Source organism: Pseudogracilibacillus sp. SO30301A, assembly GCF_037072025.1.
GTDB lineage: Bacteria > Bacillota > Bacilli > Bacillales > Amphibacillaceae > Pseudogracilibacillus.
This window is the reverse complement of record NZ_JAXHDD010000012.1, coordinates 40602-59774: the sequence shown is the minus strand read 5'-3', so window position 1 is coordinate 59774 and position 19173 is coordinate 40602. Positions and strand designations below refer to the sequence as shown.

At 35.4% G+C, this 19173-nt stretch carries 19 protein-coding genes and 1 pseudogene; 10 read left to right on the top strand and 10 right to left on the bottom strand.

Features of this window, described 5'->3' with window-relative positions:
* The first annotated feature begins 23 nt into the window (after window positions 1–23).
* The 8 genes from SPD89_RS08385 to SPD89_RS08350 all read left to right on the top strand — a co-directional run bounded on the left by SPD89_RS08385 (window position 24) and on the right by SPD89_RS08350 (window position 6984).
* The gene (locus tag SPD89_RS08385) at window positions 24–1676 is read left to right on the top strand and encodes an AAA family ATPase (protein WP_336261509.1); all 1653 of its coding nucleotides are present in this window, start codon (window positions 24–26) and stop codon (window positions 1674–1676) included.
* Window positions 1677–1694: 18 nt separating this feature from the next.
* On the top strand, window positions 1695–2138 hold the full coding sequence (locus SPD89_RS08380) for a hypothetical protein (RefSeq protein ID WP_336261508.1): 444 nt from the start codon (window positions 1695–1697) through the stop codon (window positions 2136–2138).
* Window positions 2139–2142: 4 nt separating this feature from the next.
* Complete coding sequence (locus SPD89_RS08375; protein ID WP_336261507.1) at window positions 2143–2370, top strand: DUF2997 domain-containing protein; 228 nt, start codon at window positions 2143–2145, stop codon at window positions 2368–2370.
* 5 nt (window positions 2371–2375) lie between these two features.
* Window positions 2376–3161: a ComEA family DNA-binding protein gene (locus SPD89_RS08370; protein WP_336261506.1), complete on the top strand. Its 786-nt coding sequence runs from the start codon at window positions 2376–2378 to the stop codon at window positions 3159–3161.
* Between the two features lie 72 nt (window positions 3162–3233).
* Window positions 3234–3836, top strand: coding sequence for a 4Fe-4S single cluster domain-containing protein (locus SPD89_RS08365; RefSeq protein WP_336261505.1), 603 nt, complete (start codon window positions 3234–3236; stop codon window positions 3834–3836).
* A gap of 81 nt (window positions 3837–3917) precedes the next feature.
* Complete coding sequence (locus SPD89_RS08360) at window positions 3918–4166, top strand: transcriptional regulator SplA domain-containing protein (RefSeq protein ID WP_336261504.1); 249 nt, start codon at window positions 3918–3920, stop codon at window positions 4164–4166.
* On the top strand, window positions 4159–5187 hold the full coding sequence (gene splB / locus SPD89_RS08355; RefSeq protein WP_336261503.1) for a spore photoproduct lyase: 1029 nt from the start codon (window positions 4159–4161) through the stop codon (window positions 5185–5187). Before SPD89_RS08360 ends, splB begins: the two co-directional genes overlap by 8 nt.
* A 969-nt stretch (window positions 5188–6156) precedes the next feature.
* Complete coding sequence (locus SPD89_RS08350) at window positions 6157–6984, top strand: MetQ/NlpA family ABC transporter substrate-binding protein (RefSeq protein ID WP_336261502.1); 828 nt, start codon at window positions 6157–6159, stop codon at window positions 6982–6984.
* Window positions 6985–7227: 243 nt separating this feature from the next.
* Here SPD89_RS08350 and SPD89_RS08345 read toward each other — a convergent pair whose 3' ends face one another.
* The 9 genes and pseudogenes from SPD89_RS08345 to SPD89_RS08305 form a co-directional block, all read right to left on the bottom strand.
* Window positions 7228–7605 (bottom strand): hypothetical protein, encoded by a 378-nt coding sequence (locus SPD89_RS08345; protein ID WP_336261501.1) that lies wholly within the window; start codon window positions 7603–7605, stop codon window positions 7228–7230.
* Between the two features lie 303 nt (window positions 7606–7908).
* Window positions 7909–8271: a VOC family protein gene (locus SPD89_RS08340; protein ID WP_336261500.1), complete on the bottom strand. Its 363-nt coding sequence runs from the start codon at window positions 8269–8271 to the stop codon at window positions 7909–7911.
* Window positions 8272–8647: 376 nt separating this feature from the next.
* Window positions 8648–8929: pseudogene (locus SPD89_RS08335) on the bottom strand (IS30 family transposase); the annotation flags it as partial.
* Window positions 8930–9003: 74 nt separating this feature from the next.
* Complete coding sequence (locus tag SPD89_RS08330) at window positions 9004–9144, bottom strand: oxygenase (protein WP_336261499.1); 141 nt, start codon at window positions 9142–9144, stop codon at window positions 9004–9006.
* Window positions 9145–9228: 84 nt separating this feature from the next.
* On the bottom strand, window positions 9229–9678 hold the full coding sequence (locus tag SPD89_RS08325) for a VOC family protein (protein WP_336261498.1): 450 nt from the start codon (window positions 9676–9678) through the stop codon (window positions 9229–9231).
* 119 nt (window positions 9679–9797) lie between these two features.
* Complete coding sequence (locus tag SPD89_RS08320) at window positions 9798–10196, bottom strand: DinB family protein (protein WP_336261497.1); 399 nt, start codon at window positions 10194–10196, stop codon at window positions 9798–9800.
* A 483-nt stretch (window positions 10197–10679) separates the two neighbouring features.
* Complete coding sequence (locus SPD89_RS08315) at window positions 10680–11342, bottom strand: methionine ABC transporter permease (RefSeq protein WP_336261496.1); 663 nt, start codon at window positions 11340–11342, stop codon at window positions 10680–10682.
* A 2-nt stretch (window positions 11343–11344) separates the two neighbouring features.
* Window positions 11345–12349 carry a methionine ABC transporter ATP-binding protein gene (locus SPD89_RS08310; RefSeq protein ID WP_336261495.1) on the bottom strand — a complete coding sequence of 335 codons (1005 nt, stop codon included), beginning with the start codon at window positions 12347–12349 and terminating at the stop codon, window positions 11345–11347.
* A gap of 158 nt (window positions 12350–12507) precedes the next feature.
* Entirely contained in the window at window positions 12508–14121 is a 1614-nt protein-coding gene (locus SPD89_RS08305; protein ID WP_336261494.1) for an FMN-binding glutamate synthase family protein, read from the bottom strand.
* Window positions 14122–14279: 158 nt separating this feature from the next.
* Here SPD89_RS08305 and SPD89_RS08300 point away from each other — a divergent pair, with 158 nt between their 5' ends.
* Together SPD89_RS08300 and SPD89_RS08295 are read left to right on the top strand one after the other, a co-directional pair.
* Complete coding sequence (locus SPD89_RS08300; protein WP_336261493.1) at window positions 14280–15341, top strand: NAD(P)H-dependent flavin oxidoreductase; 1062 nt, start codon at window positions 14280–14282, stop codon at window positions 15339–15341.
* Between the two features lie 837 nt (window positions 15342–16178).
* On the top strand, window positions 16179–17531 hold the full coding sequence (locus tag SPD89_RS08295; RefSeq protein ID WP_336261492.1) for an FAD-binding oxidoreductase: 1353 nt from the start codon (window positions 16179–16181) through the stop codon (window positions 17529–17531).
* Between the two features lie 496 nt (window positions 17532–18027).
* Here SPD89_RS08295 and SPD89_RS08290 read toward each other — a convergent pair whose 3' ends face one another.
* Window positions 18028–18651, bottom strand: coding sequence for an RraA family protein (locus tag SPD89_RS08290; RefSeq protein WP_336261491.1), 624 nt, complete (start codon window positions 18649–18651; stop codon window positions 18028–18030).
* Between the last annotated feature and the right edge of the window lie 522 nt (window positions 18652–19173).

Genomic DNA, 19173 nt, shown 5'->3' with positions numbered 1-19173 from the left:
CACATAATGGGGTGGAACGAGTGGTGGAAAAATCATTTTCAATGCGACTTGCTCATTATTTACGAGCAAGATTTTCATTTTTATCGATTACAACGTGGGAAGAAGAACGGTTAATTCGTGATATTAAACGTATCTGTTCAGATAAAAAACAGATTAAAACAGTTCGACAAGTTTATACATGGAGTGTAACGGAAGGATTGCTTTCGGATACAGACACTTCACTTAGTAAATACAAACAACCGATACAAGTTCTTAATCAAATTGAAAATATTGATGAACCTGCTGTAATTATTTTAAAAGATTTTCATATATTTTTAGGTCACGGTGGACAGACAGATCACGCAGTAGTTCGCCGAATACGCGATTTAGTGTCTGTCATTGAACATGATCCGAATCCGAAAAATGTTATTTTTGTGTCACCGACATTTGATATTCCAATGGAACTGCAAAAAGATATTATGATTGTCGAATATGGGTTACCGACGTATGAAGAGATAGAAAAAGTATTGGATCAAATGATAAAGTTAAATGAAAATAATCCGCGTATTACTGTCGACTTATCGAATGCAGAAAAGGAGCTAGTTGTAAAAGCCGCTCTTGGACTTACCATTCAAGAGGCAGAAAATGCATTTGCTTTATCGATGGTTATGGACGGAAGACTAGATATTAATACGGTAGAACATGTTTTAAGTGAGAAACAACAAATTATTAAAAAGAATGAAATTTTAGAGTACATACCCCAGGATCCGAGCATGGAAGATATCGGTGGGCTTGAAAATATAAAACGTTGGCTTAAAAAACGAAACAATTCATGGATGGATTCGGCCAGTGAATATGGACTACCTGCACCTAAGGGATTATTAATTACAGGGGTACCTGGATGTGGAAAGAGTTTGATCGCCAAAGCAGTCAGTTCATTGTGGAAACTACCACTTTTAAAACTAGACATGGGTAAAATTTTTAGTGGAATTGTAGGTAGTAGTGAGGAAAATATGCGAAAAGCGATTGAAACAGCTGAAGCTATTGCACCATCCATTTTATGGATTGATGAAATTGAAAAGGGACTTGCAGGAACAAGTTCATCTGGAGATAGTGGAACCTCCTCAAGAATCTTTGCAACTTTTTTAAATTGGATGCAAGATAAAACGGCACCTGTCTTTCTTGTTGCAACTGCTAATGATATTCAGCGTTTACCACCTGAGTTCTTACGTAAAGGGCGGTTCAATGAAATATTTTTTGTCGATCTCCCAACTGTAATAGAACGTAAAGGAATTTTTAAAATTCATATTGAAAAACGGTTGCAATCAGACAAAGCTAGAGGTGAATTTCCACTCACGAATGAAACATATGAGCATCTTGCTAAATTGACAGAAGGATTTATCGGTGCTGAAATTGAACAAGTTGTTATTATTGGGTTATTTGAAGCGTATGCTGAAAATCGTGGATTACAAGTAAAAGACCTTGAAAAAGCAATTGAGGAAATTGTTCCATTATCGATTACACAGGCGGAAGAAATTAAAAGATTACGAGAATGGGCAAGTGTTCGCGCAGTTACTGCTACACTTCGCGATGATCGAAGAGAATACGAAGAAGTTGCGGAGGAAGAGAAAAAATCCCTTCCAGAAGATGCAAGTGATGTACATTCGAAACGTGGGGGAAGAATGTTAGATTTTTAAACTAAAGGAGGAAGAAATTTGAGTTTATCATTGACTTTAATTCCGATTGCAATTGCTGCTTCATCTGTTGTTTCGTATGCCTTGCAAGATAAGATTGAAGAAGGAATTTACTATAAGATTGATACAAACTTAAAAGATGAAAACATCTTAACAGAAGCCCTTAAAAACCGTGGATGTAATGTCTCGCTTGATAAAAGGCAGATTGAATCAACGCTAGGGAATGTCGAAATAGTTTTTCAACGCCAAGAAGATGATACAATTAGTGCTGTTTTTCATAAAGACATTCCTCTAAAAGATGCCGAGGAATTTGTGAAAAATACACATGAAGAATATACGAGAATCGTACAACAAAAAACATATCATAAATTAGTAGAACGAGCTAAAAATGAAGGATTAATACTTGAATCTGAAAAACGGAATGAGGAAGACACAATTGTTTTAACATTCCAGGTAGGAGAGTAGGAGAATGGAGAAAAAAATAAGATTGGAGATAACTGCCACAGGTGAAATTCGTGCAAAAACGATTGGAATGAATGATGAAGAATGTTTGGACTATGTGGAAATTCTAGAAAGCCTATTGGATGCTGAAACAGTAGATTCTAAATATACCGAGGAGTTTTTACTTGCACAACAGTTGCAATATCAAGAAGAGCAAACACCGGTTGAACAACAAATGGAAGTTAAAGGAGACTAAGGACAATGAATCCAATAACTCCTTTCGGAAAAAAATGGGAATGGTCCAGATCTATTTGGTTATGTTGGCTCCTTTTTCCATTTGGTTTTTCTTCTTATATTAGCTTTTTTTATATTGGTGCACGAGCAAAAAAAATGAAGTGGCTAATTTCTGGATTTATTTATTTACTAATCGTTGTTCAGTTTTTTATAGTTGATGGGCAATTTGATGAAGAACATGTTGTCTTTGATCTTTCAGTAAGTCTTGTGATAATGGGCTGGATCGCCGCTTTTGTTCAAGCTTTTTTGGCACGAATTGAATATTTGCAACTATTAGCAAGGCAAATTGCACCTGATAAAATGCCATCTTTAATGGTGCAACCAAGAAGAAACCAACAAATACGAACTCGTAGTACTATTACGCCATCTACAAAGCCTGCTCCAACTAAATACCCGATGAAACGAAAGAAAAGCCGTAAGAAAGCCCAAAAGCATCCAACCTTTGTTAACATAAATAGTGCAACGGAAGCACAACTAAAGCAGTTGCCGTCTGTGGGATCTTTTATGGCAAAAGAAATTATTATCGTTCGAAATAAAGTTACTGCATTTACATCGTATACTCATTTAGTAAACTCGTTAAACGTGAAGCCACATGTCTTAATTAAAGCGAAACCATATATTGTTTTTTCGGATGAAGAATTAAGAAATAAACGTAAAAATGATAACAACATACAAAATAAGTCGAATCAGCATAAACCAGATCAACAGCAACTAGAAAGAAGAAAACAAACTGGAAGAGTTGTTGATTACTAAAAACTGTTATTGATTGAATCAAGCAAGATTTTGAGAAAATAAAAAACATCCAGAAAGGTTAGTGGATAAGTAATGGAAGTACAACTTCATCGATTTTTACCATTAACGACGGCAGAAGGTCCTGGCCGTCGTGCTTGTGTATGGGTACAAGGTTGTCCCATCCATTGTAAAGGATGTGGGGTTCCGTGGACATGGAATCCTAATAAAGGTACCCGTATATCTGTCGATGCGATTTGGGAAATGATTATGAAAAGTAAAAATGAAAAAAATATTGAAGGAATAACATTTCTTGGTGGTGAACCTTTTGAACAAGCGGAGGCACTTGCAGAGATTGGGAGTCGAGCACAAGCTGATGGACTTAGCGTGATGACCTTTAGTGGATATTATAAAGAACAACTAGAAAAGATGAACAAACCTGGATGGAAAGATTTGTATGATGTAACAGATCTTTTTATCGATGGGCCGTTTGAACGTGATAAATTAGAAAAGCATCGTCCATGGGTTGGGTCAACGAATCAACGCTTTCACTTTTTAACCGATCGTTATCAAGCGTTGGAAGCAGATTTAGTAAATTTACCTGATCGGCTGGAAATTTATTTAAAGAAAGATGGAACAGTAGAAGCAAACGGTATGGTCCCATCTGAAGTATGGGATAGATTATTTAAAAAAATATAATTTGTATATTTGTAATCATTTTTTCATAATTCACCTTCAATAATCCATACTATAATGACTATATTTTAAAAGGTGATAAAAATGGAACAATTTCAAGCTGGTGAAATAGTTTATATGATTATTCGTAATCCACATGCCCAAGATGTTGCGCAAGTTCAGCAAGCAGCAATCGTCGAAAATCCAGAAAGACCAAATGAATTAGCTTTGTTTGCGCACGATAATTATTTTCCTTTGTCCGATGAGTTTGCGCTTTTCAAATCAGAAGAAGAGGCGGAAGAAGCTTATAAAGAAGCATTTAGTTCTCCAGAAATGGATGGTTTTTATGGTTAAACCATTTGTACCTCAGCTTGTTTACGTTGAACCAAATGCGATGGAGTATCCGCTAGCACAAAAATTAGTAACAAAATTTAAGAATATGAATATTGAGGTACGAGAAACAACTTCTCATAATCAAATTAGAAACTTACCAGGTGAAAATCATTTTCAAAAATACCGTATAGCTAAGTCTACACTTGTTATCGGGATTCGTAAAACGTTAAAATTTGATACCTCGAAACCTTCTGCAGAATATGCAATCCCATTAGCAACAGGCTGTATGGGACATTGTCATTATTGTTATTTACAAACTACGATGGGGTCAAAACCATATATTCGTACGTATGTTAATGTCGATGAAATTTTTGAAGCTGCAATAGATTATATGGAGGAACGAGCTCCTGAAACAACACGATTTGAGGCTTCTTGTACGTCGGATATTGTCGGTGTTGATCATTTAACACATAATTTAAAGAGAGCAATAGAGTTTTTTGGGAAGTCTGAACATGGAAAACTGAGGTTTGTAACAAAATTTGCACATGTGGATCACTTATTAGATGCAGATCATCAAGGAAAAACACGATTTCGCTTCAGTATAAATGATGAATATATAATAAAGTATTTTGAACCAGGAACATCTAGACTTCATGAGCGAATTGAAGCAGCAGTTAAAGTAGCTGAAGCCGACTATCCACTTGGGTTTATTGTTGCTCCAATTTATTTACATGACGGTTGGAAGGAAGGGTACCGGGAAATGTTTGAAAAATTAGATGCTTCCTTACCTGCTCACACCCGTAAAGATTTAACATTTGAAATGATTCAACACCGATTTACAAAGCCTGCGAAAAGAGTAATACAAGAAAATTATCCAATGACAAAATTGGAGTTAGATGAATCAAAGCGAAAAACGAAATGGGGCAGATATGGAATTTGGAAATATGTGTATCAAGATGATGAACAAGAAGAGATAAAAGATACGTTAGGTAGTTATGTGCATAAATACTTTCCAGAAGCCAAAATTGAATACTTTACATAATAGAGGCATGGACAAAACAAAAACCTTAAGCTCTAAAGACGAACGATTACAGCATAGGTAATTTAGAGTAGAAGGTTACTATTTCGACCGTTGTCCTTAATACGTAGGTTGAAGTAAACTGTGCAGTTATGAAAATTTAAACCCCGGTAACAGCTTCGTGATTTCTTCTTCCAGGCAGTTCGCGCATCCTTAGTCACGACCTCAGGAACCTCAGCCCACCTCGGAAGAAAACCCTGTGGGGTCTTCAGACACGTGCTTTTCCTGCGACGGACAGGACGTCCGTCCCAGTTGTCAGTGTAGGTCAGAGAACGTGACCGCTTTTAGCCGACCAGGAGTTGACTGCCCTTCGGCTCCAATCACCCATTATGATAGTAGTTATTTCAAGCTGTTTAGCGTTATTACCGTACACAGATCTCAGCAAAGGAAATACACGTAGACTCCCACGAGAAGAAAGGCTTCGCAGTATCTTCCTTGATCATTAAACTCGTCCAAACGCTTCAAATAGAAGATCATCTAGGTGAGACAACTAAAGTCGCGTAGCACAAGGAAGGCTAAGGCCGCCGCCTGTGGAAAGCGGAGTGTATTTGCGTAGCGGTAGAACTTTTTCTATTCAAACTTAACTGCACAGTCTATGGAATAAACAATAAAATTTATAAAAGAGACCCATATAAAAGTCCATACGTACTAATACAATTGAAGAAATTTGGATTCTCTATGTTATGTCTTAGTCTCTTGTCTTTTCTAGGAAGTCTTATTTTAAAAAGAGACCATTCTTTATCATAACCATTATAAATGACTATCTAAATAACGGTTACATAAATTGGATGTTAAAGCAGTTTAGATGGATACATTTGGGGGTTTCATAAAATTGAATTGACTTTTTATCTTGTGCCCTGTATTATAGTACATAATTCATATAAAACAAAGTAGTAAAGTATGAATTTAAAACATATAAAAAGGGGAAACGCAATGAAAGTCTCAAGGTTATTGTTTATTTTTACAATATTAACAACATTATTTCTTGCTGCTTGTGGTTCTGGAACAACAGGAGATGGTGAAGAAAAGACAACAATTAAAGTTGGAACTTCACCTGGACCTTATAGTGAGTTGTTTATTGATGCAATTGTACCTATATTGGAAGAGGAAGGGTATACGGTTGAAACAACTGATTTTACGGAATTATTACAAGCTGATATCGCACTTGACGAAGGTTCGATTGATTTGAATGTTGACCAACATACAGCTTACTATGAAAACTTTAATAATGAAAAAGGTGCGAGTTTAACAAGTATTACACCAGTCCCGACGGTACCAACTGGTATTTTTCCAGGTCGTAAAGATTCACTTGATGACATTGAAGAAGGGGATGTCATTGGGATTCCGAAAGACCCTTCAAATGCAGCAAGAGCCTATGCTGTATTACAAAAAGCTGGATTAATTACATTAGAAGATAATGTAGAATTAGTAAAAGTGACGCAAAATGATATCGTAGAAAATGAACTTAATCTTGATATACAAGAAATGGATTCTGCGCAAATTCCACGTGCTTTAGACGATCTTGATTATGGTGTTATTCCAGGTAGTATTGTTTATGCATCTGGAGTCGATGCATCTTTAAGCTTACTGCAAGAAGATATATTAAAAGATTTAGAACTTGTTGCAGTAGTCGATGAGAAAAATAAAGATACAGATTGGGCTCAAGCCGTAAAAGCAGCTTATGAATCTGATGAATTTAAGGCATATATGGAAGAACATAACCAAGATGACTATTGGTTTATTCCAGAAGAAATAAGATAATGAGTATATAATAATCTGCGATAAACGTAAGGGATTCCGTTTCCTTGGAGAAAAGATCATAAAAAAAGTAATTTCACTAACTAAATCACATTACTATTATCCTATTAATTCATGTGCAAAAACAACGAAAAGAGTATTAAAATGAAAGGTGCGATTAGCACCTTTTTTGTAATTCATTTTATAGTTATGTTACTAATTCTTTACCCAATTTGTTCGATTAAGGTGCCCGATTCCTAAGCAGAATTAAACGGCTGAATTTTTCTTTTTTAACCCGACTAAAATAGTAACGATGATACTACAAATAGTAACAATAGCACCTAAAACGCCGATAATAATTATGGAAAAAGCAGGAACAAAAAAGCCTACTGGAACAATAATTAAAAAACTAATAAGTATAAAGGATTGATAAATAGCGGAAATTACTTTTACAGCAAGGTTATTAAAAAATGAAAAAATTAAAGGCGGTAAAAATAGTGCTATTAACATACCTAATGATATCAATAATCCAACTGGTTCATCGAATGAAACAGTGTTTGGACCTGTTGGGTGTTTGGTTGCTATTAATAAAGCAACAATAGCCAATACCATTGTTAAGAACACCATAGAAAACCTTTTTAGCATTAAAATACCTCCCTTTCTTCTTAATTAAAGTAATGAATTTTCGAGTCATGGAAAATTAATGTCGGTTACTAATTTAACTGGTAACCCTTAAACAATTAATCCACCCTTTAATTACCAAAGCTTTTAATTTTATTTTAACACAAGAACGGATCCTTAGTTAGTGAACCTGTGATGTATTTGGGCTAATACTTGAGGCTTACAAAACTCAATTGTTTCTTTTAACTTCACAATATTTTCGTTTGCAATCTAGCTTTGATTTTGGCACATCACAATGCGTCAAATGCGCCAGATTGTTTATTTTTTTTATATTTCTTGAATCATTTCCACCCTATTGCCAAAAGGGTCTCTGAATTCAAATCGGTCAAAACCAGGGATTGGAACTCCTTCAATTGACTGAATATCTTTTTGTTCCAACACACTTTTCCAGTGTGAAATATCACTTACCAAATAAGCTAAATGAGCTTTTGTTGTTAGTCTGTCAAAACCATCTTCAGTACTTACGTGAACGTCTTGATCCCCGACTTTTAACCAAAATCCTCCACGCCCCTTGAGTGATTCCGGCTTTTCTACTTCTTCTAAACCTAATACATTGCAATAAAACTGTTTACCTTCTTCTTCCGCACCCTTCGGAATAGTAATTTGTGCATGATGTAGTCCAAGAATCATCTAAATTTCCCCCTATGGATTGATAACTCTACTGTAACATATAAGTGCGTGTTCAAAACTCCTATGTTAGAAAGATGAAAAGACCGAGCTGTTCGAGGCGGCGTAGCTCCCGGCAAAGGAATGTATGCAGTTAAATACGTGAGTAGCGGAAAAGCAAGTCAACGAAGAAATGCCATGTGTCATTTTCAGCTGACTTTTTGAACATCCTCTATAAACAACTTCCCTACAATCAGAACGTTTGTAGAATAATGCCATAATTAATCTAATTACTTAGACACTATCATATTCTTACAATGCTACAATGAAATTCAAATAATTTACCTTAATTGCAATATTAAATGCAACACCCTTTGAGAAACCACTATATAAGTCTTTCCTAAAATTTTTCCATCGGCGTTTGATATTCTAGTATTTTCTGTGGAAGTGTATTCATCCAGTTTTCGACATCGTCAATCTGCTCGTCAGTATATGAATGAATTGGTTGCCCTTTTTTAATAAATCTTCGAATAGGTCCATTATGACGCTCATTTGATCCGTGCTCCCACGAAGCATAGGGGGGACAAAAATAGACGTCAATTTGAAGTCCTTCCCCTTGTTCCGACAGATTGCTGAATTCTGAGCCATTATCTGCTGTAATGGTTCTAAAAACATTTCGCACAACAACTGCACCCGTTTGCGGAAAAGTCCGATTAAACAAGGGTAAGCAATACTGACAAAGATACTTTAACACTTTTAAACCCACACATCATTCTCAGCAGTCAATTCGCCGTTTGTTTCACCAGTATTTACTGCTCCTTTTGGTTCTCCGGCATGATGATGACATTTCTTTACCGCATAAAGTTTGTGCTCAATACCCTTTGGAATTATATGCATTTCTCCTTTTGATCCAAGAAAAAGCGCAATTCTCATTTCAGTTTTGCACAGGTTTCTAAAGTAAATGAGGAATATAACAATTCATTATTTCCAATTCTGTATCTCTATAATATTTCCTTCGGGATCCTTTGCATAAACAACTGTTAATACTCCGAGAGACTCATACTCTTTTTCCTCTAAACTTCCATATTTCTGTCCACCGCATTCAATTAACTTGTTCAAAACTTCTTCAACATTATCTACTACAAATGCAATATGTCCCAATCCTTGAGAACTAATATTTGATGACTGCTTGTCAGGATTTTCAGGATAATATTGAAAAATCTCTAAAGTTGGTCCCTCCTCGAACCCAGGTAAAGATAAATGGATACCTTTAATACTAACATTATCTATATTGGTCAGCCTTTCTAGCCATTTACCTGAGAGATTTCTTTCGGGTAATACAGGCTTGCAGTTAAAAACCTTAATATAAAAATCAGATAATCTACGCCAGTCTTTTGCAACAATGTTTGTATGAGCATATTTTATTGACATCAAAATCTCCTACTTTCATGGTTAAGATGTAAATTATTTTGTCAGTCTTATTCAGCAATATTTCTCGATTCAGGCACAGTGCTTCTTCAACAACTGCGTCTTATAACTGAACAATATGGTTACATATCCCAATCCCGAATCCATTGTTTTGGTAAATTAATCTTTGCTTGTTTAAGGGCAACAAAGTACTGTCCCTGATGAATACCTTCGTGTTGTACCGCAGTGTTTAACATCTCTACTGTTGATAAATATTCTTCACCCATTTTAATACGCTGTTTACCTGCTTGTGTAAATGCAGAAGCTAGTTCATTCATTGATCTATCTAATTGCTCAATTAATTTGCCATCACTTGACGGAAGATCGCCTGGAAATTCTACGATACCAGTTCTTAGTCCATCCCTATAAATATCTCTAACGCGAATGATATGAATAAATAATTTTCTTAGTGATCCCAATTCTTTAATCAACTGAACATCCCATTTATTTTCTGGAATTTCTTCTGCTAAGGTATTGGTCATCTTAGCAGCATAAAGAAAACCATTTGAATCTATGATTGTTCCCTCCTTTAAAGACAGACCTATTCTTGCCTCAATTTCATACTTAATTCACCTTCATTTGTTCCGTTAGCCTCGTTTGTAGAACAAGCCATAATTAATCTAATTACATTAAATACTATCATATTTTTACACTGCTACCATGAAATTCAAATAATTTATCACCGGATAAACGAAGTAATTCGGATAACAAATTACAGCAAAAATCATCATTAATTTCACAACTGTTTTCTCAACATTTTTAGGATGCTAAAATTTTAAGCAATAGTTTTTTTAACAAATAAGTAATGTGAAATCACAAATGAATGTTGGGGCGAATTTAATACCAGTTTTTTATGTTATCTTAAAAATGTTTTAAGTGTTATTATTTAGTTCATAAAATTAAAATAGGATTAGAGAGTACATTTTCTCTAATCCTCCACATGTTTGTCTTGATGCTTGTTTTATCTATCCTTCTCTTCTTACTTTTCTAGCTAACCAGTTTCCTACTGACTGCATAAGTTGCACAAAAATGATTAATACAATTACAGTAACAAGCATAATAAATGAATCAAATCGTTCGTATCCGTAGCTAATCGCCAAGTCTCCGATACCACCTCCACCGACGGCACCGGCCATTGCGGTCGCACTGAGTAAACTAATTGTAGCTGTTGTTAAACTTAATATTAACGAACCTAATGCTTCAGGAAGAAGGAAGTACCAGATCGTCTGCATTGGAGTTGCACCCATCGATTCGGCTGCCTCAATAATTCCATCATCTACTTCTAAGATGGAGTTTTCCACCAAACGAGCAATAAATGGTGCAACGTAAATAATTAAAGGAACAATTGCCGCTGCTGTACCTATTGAAGTTTGCACGATTAATCGAGTAAACGGAATAATTGCGACAAGTAAAATAATGAATGGTAAAGATCTTACCATATTGATAATTGGATTTAGTACACTAAAGATAAATTTATTTTCAATAATTCCACCTGGTCTGGTAACAACAAGTAAAATTCCCAAAGGGATTCCAATGATAGACCCAATTAACAAAGAGAAACCAACCATATAAAATGTATCGATCATCGCTTGTAGGAATTGTTCCATGGTCACTGTAGTAGCAAACATAATTATGCCAACTCCTTTGCGTTAATATCAGATGATTGTAAATGTAAAACAGCTTCTTCTACTGTATTACCAGCTAATTGAATAATCATATGACCAACTGTATCATCTTTTATTTCATTCATTGTTGCATAAATAAAATTAACATTCACATTAAATTTTTTTATTAATTCATTGATTACTGTATTAGTTTTGTCACTAAAGTCAATTTTAAATAGTCTGCTTCCCGGAATGTGCTTTATTTTTAGTCGAACACTTTTAGGCAACTCATCTTGAATCACTGTTCTTACAAAGTTCTTTGTAGAAGTGTGCTCTGGATTCCCAAATACATCTAAGACGTTACCTTCTTCGATTACTTTTCCTTCTTCCATTACAGCGACTCTATTACATATTTTCTGAATGATGCTCATTTCATGGGTAATGATCATAATCGTAATATTGTATTCTTCATTAATCTTTTGTAGTAACTGTAATATTGAATCTGTTGTTTGTGGATCAAGTGCTGATGTTGCTTCATCACATAGAAGAATTGAGGGATTTGTAGCCAAGGCTCGTGCAATTCCAATCCGCTGTTTCTGGCCGCCAGATAATTCGTTTGGATAACTGTCAGCTTTGTCCTCTAATCCAACGAAATGTAGAAGTTCCATCACACGTTCTTTAATTGCTTGCTTACTTTCTTTCGCTAAAATAAGTGGGATTGCGATATTTTGGTATATCGTTTTTGAGTTTAATAGATTAAAATGCTGAAAAATCATCCCAATATTTTTTCTTAAGACCCGAAGTTCACTCATTGGATAAGTACTTAAATCATTTCCATCAATGAAAACTTTTCCAGTAGTTGGTTTTTCCAAATAATTTACAAGCCGAATTAACGTACTTTTACCAGCCCCACTGAATCCAATAACACCAAAGATATCCCCTTTATTTACTTGCAAATTTACATCACTTAATGCTTCTGTTTCGGTGCCATTTCTTTTATATATTTTTGAAACATTTTTTAATTCAATCAAGACATTTCTCCACACTTTCATATATTATTCCTATAAATTTACTATACATTGTAGTGAGGTTGATTGCAAGAGGGAAACAAGATGATGTACCATCATATTAGGAACATTTATTTATGTCACATTTAAATGCTTCATGAAAAAATACTATTGCCGCGGTATCAGTGATTTTTTTCCCAGCCTAATTGGTTATGAATATCGTTTAATATTTTTTCTAACGGATAGATGACTCCATGATCATCTTTATACATAATATGTTTCGGTTCAAAATGGACGGGCGAATTTAGTCCTGCGGCTGCAGAAATACGAAATAATCCCTTTCTAAGTGTCGTTATGTAATTAGCAACTCGATGTTTTTTTTCTTCGATAACGAGAGCTTTTTGTAGATTTGGGTTAGTGGTTGCTACGCCTACTGGACAAATATTAGCGTGACATTTTAGTGTTTGAATACAACCGATAGAGATCATTAAACTTCGTGCAATGTTAACAAGATCAGCTCCCATAGCTAATGCAATGGCAATGCGGTCAGGGGTAAATAGTTTTCCAGAAGCAATAATTTTCACTCTGTCGCGAACACCGTATTTTTTTAATGTCCCATCTAAAATTGGGATTGCTGATTTTATTGGTAGCCCAACACTGTCAGAGAGTTCTTGATAGGAAGCGCCAGTCCCACCTTCTCCGCCATCTACTGTTATAAAATCCGGGTCTTCACCAGTTTCTTTCATATATTTTGCTAACGGTTCGATACTGTCAATTCCTCCTACGACAAGCTTTATCCCAACTGGTTTTCCAGTCGTATGCCGAATTAATGAAATGAATTCACCCATTTTTTCCGGATCATTGAACTCGTAAAAACGGTTGGGACTATCGATTGGCTTAAAAGCCTCCACTCTACGTATCTCTGCAATTTCAGGTGTCACTTTTTCAGCGTCAATATGTCCGCCGCGAGTTTTTGCTCCTTGTCCTAGTTTTAATTCAAAAGCTTTAATTTGTGGTATTTTACTTTTTCTTTCTAGCTCAGCTAAATCAAGTTTTCCCTGATTGTCTCTCACACCAAATAATGCTGGTCCAATTTGCATGATAATATCGACTTCTCCTTCTAAATGATAAGGTGAAAGCCCTCCTTCTCCAGTATTCATCCATGATCCTTTAGCCATCGCCAGTCCTTTAGAAAGGGCGGTAATGGCATTCTTTCCCAAAGAACCGTAACTCATTGCAGACATCCCAATAAGACCCTTGGTGATGAAAGGATATTTCGTCTTTGCTCCTATGACTACTGCATCATCATCATGTAAAAGATAGGCAAGTGATTTATCTTGTTTTAATTTTTCCTTTCTCTGGGTGAAGAGTGGATCACGTAATAGCAAATATTTATTTGTTAACGTAATTATATCCTTATCTACTTTTAAATCCTCCGCCAATTTTGGGAACATGTCATTTCGAATATAATATCCTTCTTTTTCAAAATCTCTTCTAGAACCAAAACCGATAACATCACGTTTATACTTTGAATTACGGACAATATGTTCATAATCTGCTCTTGAAAAAGGTTTACCTACTGTATCATTAATAAACCAGTACTGCCTTAGTTCTGGTCCAATTTTTTCAAAAAAGTAACGTACTCTACCAAGAAGTGGGTAATTCCTTAGAATAGAATGTTTTTTTTGTCTTCGATCAAAAGAAATGAGATAAATAAAGAAAACAATTACTCCTGTTATAATAAAGGCACTAACAATCCCTACAAATAATATAATTGCACTTGCAATTTTGATCATAAAACCTCTCCTGTTCATCGGCATTAATTTTGATTAATTATTAGTATTATCAATACTGTAATGCAGTAAACATTTTCAATTAATCTTGTTACATAACAGTAAAACAGCTATTATAAAATTAAGTGTATTAATTTAAAAGAAAGGTAAAGGTATCTGTCATGATTGAAAATCAATTTACCAAATTATTTAATGTTGAGTATCCAATTATCCAAGCACCTATGGCAGGTGGAATCACTACAAACTCACTTGTCTCAGCGGTTTCTAATGCCGGAGGACTCGGTATGATCGGGGCAGGCTATATGAGTCCAGAACAGCTGCGAAGCCAAGTTAAAGAGCTAAAGTTACAAACGGAGAATTTTGGTGTTAATCTATTTGTCCCAAATGATTTTTCGCTTGTCGAACATAAAATACAAGCAGCGAATGAGGCTTTAGTTAGTGTTCAGGAAAAGTATAAGTTGGAGAAAAATACGTCTATTCCTACAAAAGAGTCATTTTTAGAGAATTATTTTGAGCAAATAAAAGTAGTTGTTGAAGAAAAAATTCCGGTCTGTTCATTTACATTTGGCGTTCCGACGAAATCAATCATGAATGATCTAAAGCGAGCAGGCATAAGTACAGTAGGGACAGCGACTACAGTTCAAGAAGCAATCCATATTGAACAACTAGGTATGGATGCTGTCGTTGCTCAAGGGTACGAAGCTGGAGGACATCGGGGTAGTTTTCTGAAAGATAAACAACGTTCTATTGGAGTGATGTCACTAGTTCCACAAATAGTAGATCATGTATCGATTCCAGTAATTGCAGCAGGTGGCATTATGGATGGGAGAGGTCTTGCTGCATCACTTTGTCTAGGTGCTAAAGCGGTACAAATGGGAACGGCTTTTCTAGTGACAGAAGAAAGTGGCGCTAATCACATACATAAAGAAGCAATTTTACAAGCAGTGGAAGAAGAAATTGTAGAAACAAGGGCATTTTCAGGAAAATATGCTCAAGGAATTCGGAATCAATATATTGATATAATGATGGAATTTGAAGAAGATTTACCTGAATTTCCGATCCAAAACGCATTGACACAACCGATGAGAAAAGCAGCAGCTAAAAATAAAGATAAAGGATATATGTCTTTATGGGCTGGTCAAAGCCCACGACTTGCAAAATATCAGACTGTGAAAAAACTAATAGGGGACACGATATTTGAAGCGACTAAATTGATAAAATGATGTTTTTTTCGTTTGTGGATAATTCTAGTATTTCGTGGTTAAATCGCAAATTGCGTGGTTATTTGAAAATCTCCGTGGTTAATTTGCAAATTGGCAGGATAATCATTTTGTTCGTGGTTAAATCGCAAATTGTGTGGTTATTTCAAAATCTCCGTGGTTAATTTGCAAATTGGCAGGATAATCATTTTGTTCGTGGTTAAATCGTAAATTGCGTGGTTATTTGAAAATCTCCGTGGTTAAATTGCAATTTAGCTGGATAATCATTTCGTTCGTGGTTAAATCGCAAATTGCGTGGTTATTTGAAAATCTCCGTGGATAATTTGCAATTTAGCTGGATAACGTTTTCGTTCGTGGTTAAATCGTAAATTGCGTGGTTATTTCAAAATCTTCGTGGTTAAATTTCAATTTGGCAGGATAACGTTTTCGTTCGTGGTTAAATCGCAAATTGCGTGGTTATTTGAAAATCTCCGTGGATAATTTGCAATTTAGCTGGATAACGTTTTCGTTCGTGGTTAAATCGTAAATTGTGTGGTTATTCCAAAATCTTCGTGGTTAATTTGCAAATTGGCTGGATAACGTTTTCGTTCGTGGTTAAATCGTAAATTGTGTGGTTATTTGAAAATCTCCGTGGTTAATTTGCAATTTAGCTGGATAACGTTTTCGTTCGTGGTTAAATCGCAAATTGCGTGGTTATTTGAAAATCTCCGTGGTTAAATTGCAATTTAGCTGGATAATCATTTCGTTCGTGGTTAAATCGTAAATTGCGTGGTTATTTCAAAATCGTCGTGGTTATCTGAAATTTACTTGAATATAAATTTAATTCTAAAGGGGATAATTATGAAAAAACGATTAGAAGAAGAGTTAGGTATTGAAAAGGTAAGTACAAATGAAACAGAACTGTTCCGCCATAGTCATGATGAATCTGCACATGCAGCAGTTACACCTGATATTGTATGTTTCCCTGAATCAACAGAAGATGTAACTAAAATACTTTCTGTCGCTAAACAATTTCAAGCACCTGTTACCGCATATGGTGTCGGATCGGGACTTGAAGGGCAAGTGATCCCGGTTAAAAAAGGAATTTCCGTTAATTTAGAGCGAATGAATAAAATAGTCGACTTTTCTCCAAAAGATATGACTGTAACTGTTCAACCGGGAATGACACGAATTCAATTAAATGAAGAGATTAATAGATATGGTCTGCAATTTCCTATTGATCCGGGTGCAGATGCGACAATTGGTGGGATGACGGCAACGAATGCAAGTGGAACGACTGCGGTACGTTATGGTTCAATGAGAGATCAAGTGTTAGATATGGAAGTTGTCTTGGCGGATGGTCGTGTTATACATACAGGGACAAAAGCGAAAAAATCATCATCCGGATATAATCTGACTGGACTTTTTACTGGATCAGAAGGAACACTTGGAATCATTACCGAAGTTACATTGAAATTGCATGGGATTCCAGAACATATTATCGCAGCAAGGTGCACATTCAAAACAGTAGAGGAATGTGCAGAGGCGGCATACACGGTGTTGGCAAATGATATCCCGATAATGAGAATGGAATTAGTTGATGCGTCAAGTATCAAGCAAGTGAATGAATATGGTGACTACTCTTTCCCGGTAGCTCATTCTCTATTTTTTGAATTTGCTGGTGCTAAGGCTGCTGTAGAGGCTCAAGTGGTATTAGTTAAGGAACTAATGGAAGAGCTCGGTTGTGAACATTGGGATATTGCAGAAAGGACAGAAGAAAGAAATGAAATTTGGAAAGCTAGGCATCAAATGGCTTATGCTTTTAGACATCAAAAAGGAAAACGATTTTTAGGTACAGACATTTGCGTTCCTATCTCTAAACTACCCGAGCTAGTCCATTATGCAAGAAATTTACTTGAAGAGTCTGGCTTACATGGTGGTATTTTAGGGCATGTAGGTGATGGAAATTTCCATACACTATCCTTATTTGATGTAGATAATCAAGAAGATCGCGAGCGATCTGAACGAATGACCGATAAACTGGTTTTAAAAGCGATTAAAGTAGGAGGGACTTGTACCGGTGAACATGGTGTAGGTCTTGGTAAAATGAAATATCAACGAGAAGAACATGGAGATGCAGTTGAAGTAATGAAAAGTTTTAAGCGATTGTTAGACCCTGATAATATGTTGAACCCTGGCAAGATTTTTAATTAAATTATTGAAAAGCTTAGAAGTTATATTCTAGGCTTTTCACCAGGCAATTTTCTTATAATCTTTACTTTGTCTTAAAATTTTTCGGTAATGGATTTTTTTCTATCTTCCGCTATTGAACTTTCCGATAACAGTTCTAACTTTTAAATCGTGAATGATTAATTGTCTTAATCGATCTTCGTTTAAATAATAAACAATATTTTTACTCATTTACACCGATTAAATCACCACTAAGTTAGGTGCTGACTCGATCTCCAAAATGACAAGTGTGTTTTCCGGATGTCGATTCGTTTCAGGGATGTCGAGTGGATTCACAAGATGTTGAGTCATTCTCCAAGATGTTACGTTATCCAACATGTAAATTTGTTCCATTCATGTAGTGTTTTATGGCTTAGTTCCAGGAAATAAACGATAAAATTTACTAAAGCGGTCAAAAGAAAAACCGAACTTTAATTAGAATTTAGTTCGGCGTTTTATAATTTTATTTGCTTATTATATTTTATTTACTTTTCGCAATCATTCCGTCGATGTATTTATAAATTTCTTCTTTATTTCCACTGATGTTTGCTTCTCGCTCATCATCGGCTTTCATTTTTGCTTTTGCTCCATCCAGTACTTCTTCCGCACGATCTCGTGGAATAACGACTACTCCATCAACATCGCCGACGATGATATCACCAGGATTTACGGAAGCTCCGCCACAGGAAATTGGGACATTTGTTTCCCCAGGTCCTGTTTTTCCGCCAGAGGACACCGTTGTTCCTTTAGAGAAAACTGGGAAATTTAATGCTTTTATATCGATGAGGTCACGGATTACTCCATCGACTACTAGGCCACCAAGTTCTAATGTTTGCATCATCCCAACGACAAAATCGCCAGCAATAGCGCGATAGGTATCGCCTTTTACATCAACAACAAGAATATCACCTGGCTTTGCTTCTTTTAGAGATTTTAATAGCATTAAATTATCTCCCACAGGAAGTTTTACCGTGAATGCCTGCCCAGCAATTTTATAATTTTCTTTTAAAGGTTTAATAGCAGGATCAATATTGTTCATTCCTTTAAGCACATCAGAAATAGCGGTTGTTGGCACGTTCTTTAATTGTTGTATAACAGAATTCATAAGATTAACTCCTTTATGTAGTGATGTTAATTCTATTATAATAATAATAGCAGCTCCATTGCAATATTTTTATAGCGAATTGTTATAATACAGGTTGACAGAATTATATAGGAAAAATAATCAATACGTTTTATAATTAAATGGAAACATTGATAATGCCTTTATGCTGGTATGTAAGGTACGGTCAGCAACGAACAAAATGAAAAGCTAAATTGGAATTAAATTATTCTAGTTCTTAAACATTAGACGAGTCTAACTATTTATAATTAACAAGTAGGGCGGTGATCTAATGCTGGATGGTCGAGATGTTAATTATTATGATGATCCTCAAATAGAAAACTATCATCAATCACATTCGGTTGATCCGAGTTCCTATAGCGGCTTTCTGTATTCTTTTTTTGGCAGATAAGAAAGAAACTTTCCTACTGCATAAGTGCAACTAAGGATATCGCCAATCTTGGCGATAAGCCAAGTTTTCTAATGTTGGGACGGCTATTATTAGATATATTATTAATTTTGGGA